The following is a 13,988-nucleotide window of genomic DNA, read 5'->3' on the forward strand; positions in this document are numbered from 1 at the left end:
GAAAAATATCTGTTTTTAATTTGAAATAGACTAAAAAAAGATTGAAATTATCTGTTCATCTGGGCGGCAGACTTTGAAACCATCATGTCGTCTACCCTGATGAGAAGTGCCGCAGTCTCTGCCGCACTCTGGATTGCCTGTCTCTTGACACGCATCGGCTCTATTACGCCGTCGTCATACATGTTCACGATCTTTCCGGTGAACACGTTGATTCCTGCGTATTTCTCCCCGTTTGCATGTGCTGACTTCAGGTCTACGAGGATGTCGATCGGGTCGAGTCCCGAGTTCTCCGCAAGGGTGTTCGGGATCGCTTCGAAGATGTTAGCGAACGCATCGATTGCAAGCTGTGTCCTTCCGCCTACAGTAGCCGCATACGAGCGGAGACCGAGGCAGAGTTCAGCGTCTATTGCACCGGCGCCGACAACATACTTCCCGTCCTCAAGTGCATCCATCACGACACGAGCCGCATCATATGCCGCACGCTCGAGTTCGTCGACGAAGATCTGGTTGGAGCCCTTCAGGAGGATCGTGACGATCTTTCCGTTCTTGCACCCGGTAAACTTCGTCGCTTTGATATCTTTCATCTCCTCGACGCTCTCGGCGTTTCCGAAGACCGATTCGTCGAGATCCTTTACCGAGTTGACGATCGTTCCGTGGAGTGCACGGGAGAAAGACTTCATGTCCTTCTCGGGTACGTCCTGGATTGCAAGGATTCCTGCATGGGAAAGGTGGTACTGGACTGCGTCGGCGATTCCCTTCTGGCAGAGAACCACATTTGCACCGGATGCAACGATCAGATCTGCATATTCCTTCAGCTTCGCCTTCTCACTGTCCGAAAATGCTTCCATCTGCTCGGAGGTTGTGATCTTGATCTTCGACTTCGTCTCGGTCTTCTTTATCTCGAGAGGCTGGGCGAGAAGTGCGACCTTTGCGTTCGTGACCTTCTTCGGCATTCCCTCGTCGCAGCGTGTCTTGTCGATCATAAACCCGGAGAGAAGTTCAGCCTCTTCGAGACTGTCGCCTACAACCGTCTTGATCTTAACATCGTCCTCGTCGATTGCATATTTCCCATTCTCGTCCTTCTCGGCAACAGCGAGCACGGCATCAACAACGATCGAGGAGATCTTATCCTTCATCATCTCGATCGACTTGCCTGTAACGGCCGTGTTTGCAACTTTTACGAGGAGTTCCCTGTCCTCTCCTTTGGACTCAATCGCGTTTTCGTTGAGGATCTCAAGTGCCTTCTCCATTGCGAGAGTATATCCGTTGGCGATGACCGTCGGGTGGATCTTCTTTGCAAAGAGTCTTTCCGCCTCTTCCATGAGTTCGCCGATGAGAATGCAGGATGTCGTAGTGCCGTCGCCGACCTCGTCGTCCTGGGCCTCTGCAACCGATATCATCATCTTAGCTGCGGGGTGCTCTACCGAAATCTCATGAAGAATAGTTGCACCGTCGTTTGTGATTACCACATCTCCCGACGGGGATACGAGCATCTTGTCCATTCCGCGGGGACCGAGGGTCGTGCGGACAGCACTTGCAATGGCTTTGCAGGCCATGATATTCGAGTGCTGCGCCTCCCTTCCGCTTGTAACGTCGACATTATCGCGTAAAATTATAATGGGCTGTCCAGCTAACATATTACGTGCTCCTATGTGATCTGCCATAAATGTGGTTTTGAAGTTCTATATATAATATCCGATCTATATCTATTCATGTTGCAGTTATTAAAAAAGTTTTCTCCCCGGATTATAACGATCCGGGTTCTTTCTGATCATCGCCGCATCTTACAGGTTTTCGATATTTAAACCGGCAAGAATCAGGTTCATATCAAGCCAGATTATGAGATCCGTCTTGCCTGCTGCGCCTGATTCCTCTGTCTTCTCTTTGATTATGCCCTTGACAAAAGCTTCCTTTGAAAAAGAGTTGTCCATACTATCGATATTTTCTTCCTCGACCTGGATGACGCTGCGGACATTGTCGACGATGATGCCAACATTCGATCCGCCTGATGCATCGGGCATGAGGACGATTATCTTCTGGGTCTCTTCGTTCTCGTGCTCAGGAAGATTTAGTATCCTGTTCAGGTTGAGAATGTTTGTAATCTCGCCCCTGAGGTTGATAATGCCCGCTATATGTGGTGGAGCCCTTGGAACTGGAGTAATAGGCATCATCTCCACGATCTCTCTTGCGAGATGAATATCCAGTGCGTAAAGCGTTCCTCCTATCTCAAAAACAACAACATCTATTAATGCCATTTTCGTATCCTCCTGATTAGTCGATCCTTTCGACCTTAACCAGCGAATAGAGCGGAACACCGCCGATCTCTTTCAGTCCTCTCTTGTCGAAGAGTACTAAAATCCCCACAGGCTCCCCTCCGTGCTTACGGATATATTCTATTGCCTCTGTAATTGTATTTCCGGTGGTAACAACATCGTCCACGATCAGGCACGATCTGTTAGAAACACCCGCAAAACTGCTGTTGAGCGATCCCGAGGGGCTGTCGCCCTGTGCATGCTTCTTCGGGTGGTACATCGCGAACATTGCACCTTCATTTCCGGCTATAAGAGTCGCAAGGGGGATTCCTGAATGTGCGATGCCTATGACCACATCCGGAAAGCCGCTGCCTTCCTCTTCGGAAAGTCCCGCCTGTTCGCGTGCAAAATAAAATCTCTGCGCCATCATCGATGCGGCAAGGCAGAGGTTGTTCGAATCGCAGCTTATACTCGACCAGTCTATGAGTACGTCTCTGGGCACGTCTCCTCCGCTCTTTTCCCTGGTCAGGAGCCATGTCACAGTCTCTGCGGAGAGGCTGAGCTCATCCGAGATCTGGCTGGTGCTCCGGCCTTCCGAGTGGAGAAGCCTGGCTTTGCTGATGAGTTCGTCAAGGGATGACATAAAAATAGAATCAGCCTGCGATCACTTAACCTTTCTTTTTATCTCCAGCCCGCAGACCTCGCAGATGCCCGGTTCGCTGTAGTACCTGCCGCAACCGGTGCACCTGTAACGCCACTTTTTTTTCTTTGCCGCCCTCTGCTGGAGCGGGATCACCTCGATTCCCATGTGCTGTGCGGTATTCGAGAGTGCGAAGTCGTCGGTAGCGACTGCGGCTCCTGTCTCGTATGCAAGTGCCGCCACATCGATATCGGTCGCGGAGAGAACGGAGATGTCGCCGCTCTTCGTTGCGGCTTTTTTGACCTCTTCGACAGATTTTCTATCCGGGCCGGTAACGATGAGGCCGGATTCGCGGTATTTTTCAAATCTCATCTTCGAGTTGAGGTCCTTTAATTCCTCAAAGACGGCGGATGGGACTATGAGATCTCCGTCGAGGGGGAGATCGGTAAAAAAGAATGTCGAATCTGTTACTATCTTTCTCTTCATCTTCCACGCAGTGCGGCTGAGATCGATTCCGCCGCTGAGAAGCTGCTTGCACCCGACTCTATCGTATCGCTTGCTGCGACGGATTTGATGCCTGCAGCCGCGAGTCTGGCGTAGCCGCCGTTTGTAAACACACCGTGGACGCATGCGGCATGCACCTCGGCCGCCCCCTGCTCTTTCAGCATCCCTGCGGCAGTTGCAAGGGTTCCGCCGGTGGATATGATGTCGTCGACTATGAAGACCGTCCTTCCGTTCGCATCCATGTTCTTCGGAGCGATGTTAACTTCGGTTCCCGAGAGGCGGATCTTTTGCAGGTGGTCGTGCTCGAAGCCTCCGAATGACGCGACATCAGATGCAAAGTCTGCGGCTCCCTCGTCCGGAGCAAGGATGAGGGGATTTCCCGGCTTCATCGAGCGGATGTAGTCGCTGATCCTCTCTGCGATGCTTATGTTCTCTGCAGGGACCTCGAAATGATCGAGGACCGTGTTCTCGTGAATATTGATCGTATAAACCCTGTCTATTCCCTGCGAAAGAGCTAGTGCAACGGCCCTTGCACTGATCGGTTCGCCCGGCCTGAACTTCTTGTCCTGCCTTGCATAGCCCATGTAAGGAATTACAAGCGAAAGGCTGTCAGCCTCTTCGCAGGCGTCGATCAGCAGGAGGAGCTGGATCAGCGAGTCGCTGTTTGTAATGCTGCCTATAATCACCAAATCTTCTGCCGGGGCATCAGCCCTTACGTAGAGTTCGCCGTCGGGAAACGATCTGAATTCTGCCGAAAGCAGTTCGGCGCCTAATATATGAGCGGTTTTCGCCGCAAGAACCTGGGAATGCTCTGCACCAATGATCTTCATCAGGATTACCTATTCTGGAAAGTACTTAAAGTATCGAAATGAACCATATAAGCACTATCGTTTGTCAGAGGTACACATACCAATGAATAATGAAGATACAATAAATGAAAATATCGATAAACCGGAAGATATTGTCGAATCGCCGGTTAATGAAACCCCTTCTGCTCCTGAGGATGCCGGTTTTACCGCTGACCCCGGGAAGCCCGGAGAAGGCCCGAAACTTATCGCCGCCGACACAGGGGATCACTCTACCGAAGATGCCGGCCAGCCGGGGATTAAGACCGAGGAGATCGATCTCGATACCCTGAACTCTTCATCCGAGATCGAGGTCCCCAAGAGGCTCATCGACCAGGTCATCGGCCAGGACCATGCGGTAGAGGTCATCAAGAAAGCCGCAATCCAGCGCAGGCACGTGATGATGATAGGAACGCCGGGTACAGGCAAATCGATGCTTGCAAAGGCGATGGCCGAACTTCTGCCCAAAGAGGACCTCCAGGACATTCTGGTCTATCCCAACTCCGACGACTCCAACACGCCGATCGTAAGGACTGTCAAGGCGGGAAGGGGCAAGGAGATCGTCAACGCCCACAAGGCCGAGGCGAAGAAGCGTGCCCAGACAAGAAATACGATGATAATGCTCCTCGTATTCGGAATAATGGGGTACGCCATAATCACCGGACAGCTGCTTATGGGAATCATCGGTGCGGCGTTCATCTTCATGGCGCTCCAGTACACCAGGCCGAAAGAGGAGGCAATGGTCCCGAAGCTGCTCGTATCCAGCCAGAAGGAGGGCAACGCACCTTACGTCGACGGAACCGGTGCACATGCAGGTGCACTGCTCGGCGACGTCCGCCACGATCCGTTCCAGTCCGGAGGTCTCGAGACCCCTGCACACGACCGTGTAGAGGCGGGTGCGATCCACAAGGCGAACAAGGGTGTTCTCTTTATAGATGAGATCAATACCCTGACGCCCCATTCCCAGCAGAATCTCTTAACAGCCTTACAGGAGGGAGAGTTCCCTATAACAGGCCAGAGCGAGAGATCGAGTGGTGCGATGGTCAAAACCGAACCCGTGCCGTGCAGGTTCGTCATGATCGCGGCAGGAAACGTGGATGCCATCGAAGGGATGCACCCGGCTCTCAGGTCGCGTATCCGTGGATACGGTTACGAACTCTTCATGCAGGACTCGATGCCCGACACCGAGGAGAACCAAAAGAAGTTCATCCGTTTCATTGCACAGGAAGTAAAGAACGACGGGAAGATTCCGCCGTTCGACAAGGGTGCGATCGAGGAGATCATGAGAGAGGCACGCCGCCGGAGCAACAGGAAGGGACATATTACACTGAAGCTTCGTGACATGGGTGGGCTGATCCGTGTTGCGGGAGATATGGCCCGGCAGGACGATTCGGAAATTACGACCGCAGAACATGTCTTAAAGGCAAAAGAGATCGCAAGGTCTGTCGAGGACCAGATCTCCGGCGAGATCACGCAGAGGAGCCGCGAGTACGAGTTGACGGTCGTAAGCGGCTCCGAGATCGGAAGGGTAAATGGTCTTGCGGTCGTCGGCCACGACTCTGGCCAGGTCCTCCCGATTATGGCGGAAGCGACACCGACGCAGAGCAAGGTCGGCGGAGAGGTCATTGCAACGGGTCTCCTGAAGGAGATCGCACAGGAGTCGATAAAGAACATCAGTGCGATCATCAAGAAGCTGACCCAGAAGGATATCAAGGACATGGATATCCACATCCAGTTCATCGGGACATACAACGGGGTCGAGGGAGACTCGGCCTCGGTCAGCGTTGCAACAGCGGTAATCAGTGCAATAGAGGGAATCCCGGTCAGGCAGGACGTAGCGATGACCGGTTCGCTCTCGGTAAGGGGCAATGTACTCCCGATAGGAGGAGTCACCTACAAGATCGAGGCAGCCGCAAAGGCGGGCATTACGACGATCATCATTCCCGAGTCGAACCTTGCCGACGTTCTCATCGAGGATCGCTACAAGGAGATGGTCACTATAATACCGGTCAAAAAGTTCGAGGATGTGCTTGATATCGCACTTGTGCCGGAGAAGAAGAAGGATTTCATGGAGAGGGTAAAGGAGCTTGCAAAGATCACTCCCTCGGAGATAAACATAAAAGCTCCCCCAAAACCTCTCCATGGGTGAATATCACCCGCAATTATAATAATAAACAATAATTTACAATTGCATTTTTCAGGGGTTTTAGAATGGAAGAACCAAGATATTATGATATTCGGCATGTGAGCGGGGTCTCTACCCATATAGATATCGAGAACGGGAGGATCGACTCTGCCGGAAGCAGTTTTTACGATGTCGCACTTCTCCGCGTTCTCGGGAAGAAGGGCTGGGGCCTTGTCAGCATCGAGAACTTTTCCGGCAAAACAAAGAAGGATATCGAGGGTTTCATCCGTGAAGCTATGCGTTATGCATCGGTTACGGAGGAAGAAGTCATTCTTGGAGATGCACCCTCCGGCCTTCTTGATGTCCCGAAGATTGAAAATAATCCCGCTGATGTCTCACTCGAGGAGAAGTGCGACCTGCTCCGGGCGATTGAGTCTTCGGCCCGTATAGACGGGATCGTAAGCACCCGTGCGGGATACGTGGAAGGATCTTCCACGGTTTATTTCACCGATTCCTGCGGGAACGAGTATTCGTATCCCGTATGCCGGTCAGGTTATGGGATTAACGCGATCGCAGGCCGTAACGGGAACATGCAGGCGGCAAGGGAGAGCGAGAGAACAATCGCAGGGCTGAACATGTACCACAAGGAGCACAAAGGAATGGAAGCGGCTGAAAGGGCGCTGAAGCTTCTCGAAGCGGCTCCTGCGAAGGGCGGGATCATGAACGCAGTCTTGGACCAGGAGCTCGCCGGAGTCTTCGCACACGAGGCGGTCGGCCATGCAAGCGAGGGAGATCTCGTCAAGGAAGGAGTTTCGGTGCTTAAAGGCCGTATCGGAGAGAAGATCGGCGATTCTGCCCTTTCGGTCACGGACGATCCGACCCTTCACGAGTTCGGGTTCATGCCGCTGGATGCGGAAGGCGTCAGGCCGAAGAAGACCGCGATTATCAAAAAAGGTGTCCTTAACTCATATATCCACAACAGGCAGACCCTTGCACTCATCGGCGACGGAGATGCAGGTCATGCCCGTGCCGAGGGCGGAGCGGTTCCCCAGGTCAGGATGAGCAACACATTCATAGAGAACGGGGACTCCACATACGACGAGATTGTGGCAGAGTGCAGGAACGGTGTTCTGCTGAAGGGCTCAAGAGGAGGACAGGTCGATCCTGGCAGGGGAGTATTCCAGTTCAACGCCGAATACGGCTATGTGATCGAGAACGGCGAACTCGCGGGTATGATAAGGGACGTCTCCCTCTCAGGCGATATCCTGAAAACGATGCACAACATCGTCCTCTGCGGCAACGACCTGCGGCTCAACCAGGGTTATTGTGGAAAAGGCGGGCAGTCCGTCCCGGTTACGGACGGATCGCCGCATGTTCTGCTGAAGGACGCAGTGGTAGGTGGTCAGGGTGTCTGAATTCGACAGCGATTCCATAATCGACGATATCATCCGGAAGGGGCAGAAGATAGCGGACGAGGTCGAGGTAGCCTACGAATCCGGGAAAAGCATCCATGCAACCCTTAAGGGACGGGAGATTGGCGAGGCCGGTGTCTCGGATTCGTGGGTATTCTGTATCCGCATTATCGACGGCGGAAAGATAGGGTGCTCGACTACGAACGATCCCGCAAGATGGGAGAAATGCCTTGAAGCGGCGAAGGCCGGCTCTAAGTTTGCCGCGGGACAGGACTGGGAAGGTCTTCCGGGTCCGTCTGCAACGAACGGAACTCCGGAGAGTGTATTCGACGAGAAGCTTGCACTCGATTCATCTCTTATTTCTGGATATATCGAGGATCTGCTGAACGGCGCCTCGGAATATTCTGTAGATGTCGCAGGGGGCGGTGCTTCGGCGTCTGCTTCATCTTATAAACTGGCAAATTCGGCAGGTCTCGTATATGAAGGAGCCAGAACCCGAATTGGTGTCTCCCTTGAGACCATATCCGGGACTTCGACCGGATACGAGAGCGACATTGTCTGCTTTGCCGACAGGATCAACCCGTATGATGTCGGGAAGCAGGCGGCATACCTTGCGGCACATTCTGTGGGTGCCGGGGAGATCGACACCGGGACGTATGATGTCGTCCTCTCACCGATTGCGGCCAGCCAGCTTATCGGAGGAATTGTCGTTCCGGCACTGTCCGGGAAGAATGTGAAGGCCGGGCGATCTTATTTCGCCGATAAGCTCGGGGAGCAGTGTCTTGACGAGTCGTTTACTCTCAGGGACGATCCATTCCACGGGCAGGGTTCGTGGGTGAGGGATGCCGAAGGTGTCCCGACGAGGGTCCTGGATCTCATTAAAGACGGGGTCGTAAACGAATTTTCGTATGACTTAAAAACCGCATACAGGTACGGCGAGAAATCGACCGGCAGTGCGGTCAGATCGGGCGATTCGCCCTCGATAGGTTTCCACAACCTCTACTTTGAAGGCGAAAGGCAGGATATCTTCGACGAGAAGGTTCTCTATGTCCACGACGTAATCGGTGCACATACCGCGAACGGTATTACCGGCGACTTCTCGGTCGAGACCTCTAACTCGACTTGGAGGGAAGGAGGAGAGGATACCGATGCTGTCCGGGCGGCGATGCTCTCCGGGAATGTATTTGAAATGCTTAAATCGATAGCGGGTGTGTCGAAAGAGCCGAGGGAGCTTGGAAACGTGATTATGCCCTCGGTGAGATTTAATAATCTTCGGGTCGTTGGTAAATAGTAATGATTGATACGCTGATCACTGTCCTTATCGCGGCAGGTATTGTCATAGTGCTTTGGTATTTCCTGAAGAACGTAACGACGCTGATTGTCAATTCGATCGTCGGAATAGTCACGATTGTAATTATCAGCCAGCTCAATATTCTCGGGATGGAATCGTTCAAACTCACCTGGGGAGCGGTCCTCGTCTGTGCACTCGGCGGCCTCCCCGGTGCGATCCTGCTGATCGTTTTGAATTTTGCAGGGATTTCGATATAATTTTTTTATAGTTCTCCCTGAAATCTTTTTTTTTGCTTTTTTGATATTATCGTCACATATTCCGGGAATAAATGGTCCGATGTTGTGAAAATAATTCGCAATATTAAAATGAATTGTTACCGATTTTGTTATATTGCGGGGGGGAAATTATGCCCTTTAATGAAAAGAAAAAAAATTCTGTAAATAACCAGGGACTTGTAGTAGTTTTAATCCTTTTAGTCATCGTTATTTCTGTCTCTTCGGGATGTCTCGATTCTATCAGCAAAAGAGCTGAGATCACACGTCAGCTGGAACAGGCGGAACCGCTTATGGAGAACGTTGAATCTGAAATTGCCGACATGAATGTCTATCTGAGTGACCCCGGGAACTCTGATCCTGTCGAAGTGCAATCCCGATTAGCAGTTCTGAAATCCGATATGAACGAGATAAATACGATAATGGCCGGTATCGACCGTTCGGCTCTTACTGAAAGCGAGAGGGAGGATCTGGATGCCGGGTTATTCGCCATGGAATATATGTCTGATTTTATCGATTCCGTTTCTGTTCGCCTGCCCGAAATGCTCCGGATAGCGAATAATATGGAAGATGCAGCGGAGGCCCATAATGTTCAGCGTGCACGATCTGCAATGCATGATATGCATGACCTGATTGAATCGTTTTTATCCGATCTGGACGTTCTTGAAGAAAAGCTTGTAGAAAAGCAGGCAAATTCGGATTCGGAGAAAATGAATGAATTCTGCTCGCAGAATCTTGCTCAGATCAGGGACTGGAAGTCACAGTTCAAAACGCTCCAGAAAGAAATAGATGAGGTTTTATAAGTTATTTGACTTCCCTTTTTTTGAATGAAAAAATTATTTTAAAGCCTGTTTTAATGATTTGATAAGTGGAGGAAGGTCATTTTTTACTGTGTCCCAGACGATGTCGTAGTTAATATCGAAATATCCATGAATTAATCTGTTTCTCATACTGATCATATGTTTCCATGGGATTGCCGGATATTTCTCCTGAAAGTCTGCCGAAACAAGATTGGCAGCCTCACCAATGATTTCAAGAAGTCTTATGAGAGCAAGTCCGTAGATTTCATCTGAATCAAGATCCTTTCTTTGAATTCTGCCTGAAATTTCAAGCGCCTTCTCTGCCGCGTCAACAGCATGAAGAACATAGATCCTGTCATTACGTTCCATAGCAGACTTCACTGTTACTGATTACTTCCGCCCTGAAGTACCTGCTCAGGTCGCCGGGGGTCCTGAGATCGATCTTCCTGTTTCCAAAAATAACTGAAAGTTCTTCCTCCAGATCAAAAATTTTGAAAAGTCCAGGGGTATGATTGTCTTCAAATTCCACGAGGATGTCGACATCGCTGTCAGGTCCGAAGTCATCCCGGAGTACGGACCCGAAGAGAGCGAATCTTCTTATATGATTCCTTTTGCAGAACTCCGCGATCTTTTTTTTCGGGACTTTCAGGTTGGATTCATTCATAATTTTCAGCTGTGTTTTTGTTATCAGTTGATCCTAATATGTGCCTGATATGTTAAATTATTGCTTAAGAATGCATATGCAATAGATTTATTGAAAAAATAAAAAGTAATCTTAGGTAATTCGGACTCAGATGTTTCCGCCGCCTGAATATGCGGGGGTCTTCTTTTTCTTCGATTCGACAAACGCATTCTCGATGAGATCGCGATCGATCATGTCCGGGATCTCACCGGTCTTTGCAAAGTTATAGAGCAGTGCCACGAGGATTCCGTGGAGAGTCGACGCCAGAACAGCGGTTGAAAGCAGAACGATCAGGAAGAGCCCGAACGCCGCGATCGTTACAGTTTGTATCCCGAGAGCGATTGATCCTATTGCAAGGAAGAACAGGATGAACGCGGGAATATAGATGAGGACGAAAGAAAACCCGGATACCACCGTTTCGCCCCAGGTCTTCTTGAAAAGGTTCCATGACTCCTTGATCGAGCCAGGGATGCCCTGTTCTTCGAATATGAGAATCGGTATTACGAAGAACGTGACAAGCTCCCATGCAGCTGCTATGAGCGACGATATAATCGTTGCAACGATATTGTCCCTGTTGCGGATCATGCTCAGGATAAGCCCGATTGTCGCCTGGATCAATGCCCATACAGCAAGCTTTCCGATATGAGAGGCCGACGCTCCTATTCCCTGCCCCATCGTCGGGTTGTTCCCCTTCATTACCTCGGTTGCGTTCGAAATGACGGCACCTTTGAAGAAAATGGTAATCAGGTATATTACGAAGTAGAATGCGAACAGGAATACTATCCACATCGCGTACTGGGTCGCTCCCCAGGATTCCGTGTCGGCGCCGGTCGAGCTGAAGATCATCAGTGCAGGAAATATGAACACTACCAGAACAAGCAGACTCAGAATCGCCGAGATCACCGGGAAGAGTGCAAGACTTTTCTCGGCCTTTAATATTGCGAATGTAGCCTTGAAAAGCCTCCACCCGCGTGAAATTCGTCCGGTCATTGAATAGAGTTGGGGGTTTTTGGTTATAACGGTTATAGTTCAATCTTATGATTTCAATATCGAAGTTAGTTCTTCTGACTATTTCTGATTACTAGGGGCATAAGCCCCTGCGGGGCAACCCTGGCATTATTGAATAGTATCAAGGGAGGGGAAAGGTTCCCCCTCCCTATTACCCTCCCCCACATGGCGATAGGTCACAGTTGGGGATGAACGGGCATCCCCTCCTGCTCCATAAAGGGCTGTCGCCCTTTCAATGTCTCTAAAAGTTTGTTCTCCCCGGCCGAAAGGCCGGGTTATCGCCATAGCGTAAAGCCCTGGGGTCAGGGCGTGTTCGCGGAGCGGATGCGAAGCGAACTTGCGCAAGGGTTGCCTTAGGAAAAATCTTGTTATTAGTCATCAGGAGATTGGGGAATCCTCCACCCTCTTGTCCGGCTTATTACAATATTTACAAAAAAACTCAGAAGACACTGGCCTCGGAATAGACGTTAATCTCGTCTTCCTCGATCTCGTAGGGCTTGATCTCTCTGGAATGATTCGAACTCCTCATCTTGACGACCTCAACAGCCGTGTGAACCTCGGCGAGATCGTCCGGGCGGATGTACTTCAGGACGACGACAGTGTCCGCAAGATACTCTATAAGGCCGTACCGGCTTGCATATGCGTCGTTCCTGTTGTGTTCGCTCGTCATGAGAACAGTGCATTTCAGGTCGCGGAGGATCTCGACAAGCCTGAACATCTCGAGCCTCCTCTGTGATTCGTCGTCGAAGAGGCCCTCGAAGAGGGAGATCGGGTCGACTATAACCCTTTTTGCGCCAATCTCGTAGATAAGTTCTGGAAGTTCATTCCTGATGCTGTTTATAGAGAGGTTGAAATCCGTAGGATCGAGCTTGATCACGAAAAGAGTCAGGTCACGGTACTTTTCCAGTTCGAAACCACGATCCTCGATCTTTTCATAGATGCTTTCCTTCTTCTCCTCAAGACTGATGTATACCACTGTTTCATTATTTTTAAGGCCGTCATATGCAAACTGGAGGGCAAAAGTGGTCTTTCCGGTACCGTATGTCCCGATGATCGAACAGATGCTGCCTTCGATAAGCCCTCCGTCCATCATCTCGTCGAGACCGTCGATACCCATCCTGACCCTGTTCTTCTTCATATAACTACCCTGATGTTGCTGACCTCGAATCCGGCTTCCGTCGTGATCTTCGATGCGAACTTTACAAGATCATTTTCTTCGAGGTGCGGCATGGCCCCATCGAACTTGACGAAGTACATGATCCTCTGCCTCTTTCTCCCCGTGGTCTCCTCCCACCTGAAGTCAACGATTGCATCGCAGCAGTCTGCAACCTCCATGAGTTTGCTGCGTTCGAAGATGCCTTCAGAGACAAGTATGTATATCGTGGTTCTCCATGTTTTCGCGACTCTCTGCAATCCTCTCAGGAACTCTATGAGCTGATTCCATTCATCAGGGTTGTTAATCGTTGTATTCAGGTCCGTCAGCGAATCGATGATGATCAGGCTTTTGTTCTTGATCTTTCTGAGACTATTCGTCAGTTCGGCGACAAGGCTGTCGGAAACTTTGCCTTTTTCCTTTTCAGTAAGAAGCGAGGTATGCGAGTACCATCCCCTCGGGACAACACTCTTTTCGAAATAGAAGTTGGAGAGATCAATAAAAGAGATATTCTCTTCTATTCCTGCTACAAGGTCCTTCTTATATGAAATTTTGATCTCATCGATAATCGACGACGTAAGTCTTGTGAAGGATACATAGACCATCTGTTCGGGAAGGATTCTGTTATCTCCGTTTTGGCCGGCCGCTTTCATTTTTGAAAGATATATCATTGAACTCTGGACAAATTCCCTGTTCCCGGCTCCCTGTTCACCGATGAGCAGGACAACCGATCCCGGCGGAACTCCTCCGTCCAGTACTGGATCGAGGGAAGATATCCCGGTCGGCATACGCTCGTTCAGATTGTCATTCATCCTACTGATAAATTCATCTGCCTTTTATGTAAACATTTTGCTGAAACCAAACGCTAAAACTTCCACCTGCGGACGAAGCCATAAAATCAGACGGATTCTGATTATGATAATTTATATATGAACAGCTGTCTTTTATTAAATCAGGACCGTATATATTGCCCGAAGACTAATTTGATACACTGGAGTTATGTA

General features: G+C 50.3%; 15 protein-coding genes. 5 read left to right on the forward strand and 10 right to left on the reverse strand.

The features are described 5' to 3' along the window. Window positions 1–47: 47 nt before the first annotated feature. From thsA to MPET_RS01065, 5 genes are all read right to left on the reverse strand, one after another. Entirely contained in the window at window positions 48–1,637 is a 1,590-nt protein-coding gene (gene thsA / locus MPET_RS01045; protein WP_013328161.1) for a thermosome subunit alpha, read from the reverse strand. 147 nt (window positions 1,638–1,784) lie between these two features. Beyond that, window positions 1,785–2,255 (reverse strand): chemotaxis protein CheW, encoded by a 471-nt coding sequence (locus MPET_RS01050; RefSeq protein ID WP_013328162.1) that lies wholly within the window; start codon window positions 2,253–2,255, stop codon window positions 1,785–1,787. A 16-nt stretch (window positions 2,256–2,271) separates the two neighbouring features. After that, window positions 2,272–2,895: an orotate phosphoribosyltransferase-like protein gene (locus MPET_RS01055; RefSeq protein WP_013328163.1), complete on the reverse strand. Its 624-nt coding sequence runs from the start codon at window positions 2,893–2,895 to the stop codon at window positions 2,272–2,274. Between the two features lie 21 nt (window positions 2,896–2,916). Beyond that, window positions 2,917–3,378: an NOB1 family endonuclease gene (locus MPET_RS01060; protein WP_013328164.1), complete on the reverse strand. Its 462-nt coding sequence runs from the start codon at window positions 3,376–3,378 to the stop codon at window positions 2,917–2,919. Next, a complete protein-coding gene (locus MPET_RS01065; RefSeq protein WP_013328165.1) occupies window positions 3,375–4,226 on the reverse strand; it encodes a ribose-phosphate diphosphokinase in 852 nt (283 codons plus the stop codon). The genes MPET_RS01060 and MPET_RS01065 overlap by 4 nt, the downstream gene beginning before the upstream one ends. 82 nt (window positions 4,227–4,308) lie before the next feature. On the opposite strand from MPET_RS01065, the gene lonB reads away from it, so the two are divergent. From lonB to MPET_RS01090, 5 genes are all read left to right on the forward strand, one after another. Next, complete coding sequence (gene lonB / locus MPET_RS01070) at window positions 4,309–6,390, forward strand: ATP-dependent protease LonB (protein WP_013328166.1); 2,082 nt, start codon at window positions 4,309–4,311, stop codon at window positions 6,388–6,390. 62 nt (window positions 6,391–6,452) lie between these two features. Next, the gene (locus MPET_RS01075; protein WP_013328167.1) at window positions 6,453–7,781 is read left to right on the forward strand and encodes a TldD/PmbA family protein; all 1,329 of its coding nucleotides are present in this window, start codon (window positions 6,453–6,455) and stop codon (window positions 7,779–7,781) included. Then, entirely contained in the window at window positions 7,774–9,069 is a 1,296-nt protein-coding gene (locus MPET_RS01080) for a TldD/PmbA family protein (protein ID WP_013328168.1), read from the forward strand. Before MPET_RS01075 ends, MPET_RS01080 begins: the two co-directional genes overlap by 8 nt. A 2-nt stretch (window positions 9,070–9,071) precedes the next feature. Further along, window positions 9,072–9,326 (forward strand): pro-sigmaK processing inhibitor BofA family protein, encoded by a 255-nt coding sequence (locus tag MPET_RS01085; RefSeq protein WP_013328169.1) that lies wholly within the window; start codon window positions 9,072–9,074, stop codon window positions 9,324–9,326. A gap of 149 nt (window positions 9,327–9,475) precedes the next feature. Beyond that, entirely contained in the window at window positions 9,476–10,144 is a 669-nt protein-coding gene (locus tag MPET_RS01090) for a hypothetical protein (protein WP_013328170.1), read from the forward strand. 33 nt (window positions 10,145–10,177) lie between these two features. Here MPET_RS01090 and MPET_RS01095 read toward each other — a convergent pair whose 3' ends face one another. The 5 genes from MPET_RS01095 to MPET_RS01115 all read right to left on the reverse strand — a co-directional run bounded on the left by MPET_RS01095 (window position 10,178) and on the right by MPET_RS01115 (window position 13,796). Then, complete coding sequence (locus MPET_RS01095; protein ID WP_013328171.1) at window positions 10,178–10,510, reverse strand: HepT-like ribonuclease domain-containing protein; 333 nt, start codon at window positions 10,508–10,510, stop codon at window positions 10,178–10,180. Next, complete coding sequence (locus MPET_RS01100) at window positions 10,500–10,805, reverse strand: nucleotidyltransferase family protein (protein WP_013328172.1); 306 nt, start codon at window positions 10,803–10,805, stop codon at window positions 10,500–10,502. Before MPET_RS01100 ends, MPET_RS01095 begins: the two co-directional genes overlap by 11 nt. A 126-nt stretch (window positions 10,806–10,931) precedes the next feature. After that, entirely contained in the window at window positions 10,932–11,813 is an 882-nt protein-coding gene (locus MPET_RS01105; RefSeq protein ID WP_013328173.1) for a DUF6159 family protein, read from the reverse strand. Window positions 11,814–12,270: 457 nt separating this feature from the next. Beyond that, complete coding sequence (locus MPET_RS01110) at window positions 12,271–12,969, reverse strand: KaiC domain-containing protein (RefSeq protein ID WP_013328174.1); 699 nt, start codon at window positions 12,967–12,969, stop codon at window positions 12,271–12,273. Beyond that, window positions 12,966–13,796, reverse strand: coding sequence for an RAD55 family ATPase (locus MPET_RS01115; protein WP_013328175.1), 831 nt, complete (start codon window positions 13,794–13,796; stop codon window positions 12,966–12,968). The genes MPET_RS01110 and MPET_RS01115 overlap by 4 nt, the downstream gene beginning before the upstream one ends. Window positions 13,797–13,988: the final 192 nt, after the last annotated feature.

Source organism: Methanolacinia petrolearia DSM 11571 (assembly GCF_000147875.1).
GTDB lineage: Archaea > Halobacteriota > Methanomicrobia > Methanomicrobiales > Methanomicrobiaceae > Methanolacinia > Methanolacinia petrolearia.

Coding starts and splice junctions, on each gene's coding strand:
- thsA (WP_013328161.1), bottom strand. CDS start 1,637: ATGTTAGCTGGACAGCCCATTATAATTTTACGCGATAATGTCGACGTT.
- MPET_RS01050 (WP_013328162.1), bottom strand. CDS start 2,255: ATGGCATTAATAGATGTTGTTGTTTTTGAGATAGGAGGAACGCTTTAC.
- MPET_RS01055 (WP_013328163.1), bottom strand. CDS start 2,895: ATGTCATCCCTTGACGAACTCATCAGCAAAGCCAGGCTTCTCCACTCG.
- MPET_RS01060 (WP_013328164.1), bottom strand. CDS start 3,378: ATGAAGAGAAAGATAGTAACAGATTCGACATTCTTTTTTACCGATCTC.
- MPET_RS01065 (WP_013328165.1), bottom strand. CDS start 4,226: ATGAAGATCATTGGTGCAGAGCATTCCCAGGTTCTTGCGGCGAAAACC.
- lonB (WP_013328166.1), top strand. CDS start 4,309: ATGAATAATGAAGATACAATAAATGAAAATATCGATAAACCGGAAGAT.
- MPET_RS01075 (WP_013328167.1), top strand. CDS start 6,453: ATGGAAGAACCAAGATATTATGATATTCGGCATGTGAGCGGGGTCTCT.
- MPET_RS01085 (WP_013328169.1), top strand. CDS start 9,072: ATGATTGATACGCTGATCACTGTCCTTATCGCGGCAGGTATTGTCATA.
- MPET_RS01090 (WP_013328170.1), top strand. CDS start 9,476: ATGCCCTTTAATGAAAAGAAAAAAAATTCTGTAAATAACCAGGGACTT.
- MPET_RS01095 (WP_013328171.1), bottom strand. CDS start 10,510: ATGGAACGTAATGACAGGATCTATGTTCTTCATGCTGTTGACGCGGCA.
- MPET_RS01100 (WP_013328172.1), bottom strand. CDS start 10,805: ATGAATGAATCCAACCTGAAAGTCCCGAAAAAAAAGATCGCGGAGTTC.
- MPET_RS01105 (WP_013328173.1), bottom strand. CDS start 11,813: ATGACCGGACGAATTTCACGCGGGTGGAGGCTTTTCAAGGCTACATTC.
- MPET_RS01110 (WP_013328174.1), bottom strand. CDS start 12,969: ATGAAGAAGAACAGGGTCAGGATGGGTATCGACGGTCTCGACGAGATG.
- MPET_RS01115 (WP_013328175.1), bottom strand. CDS start 13,796: ATGAATGACAATCTGAACGAGCGTATGCCGACCGGGATATCTTCCCTC.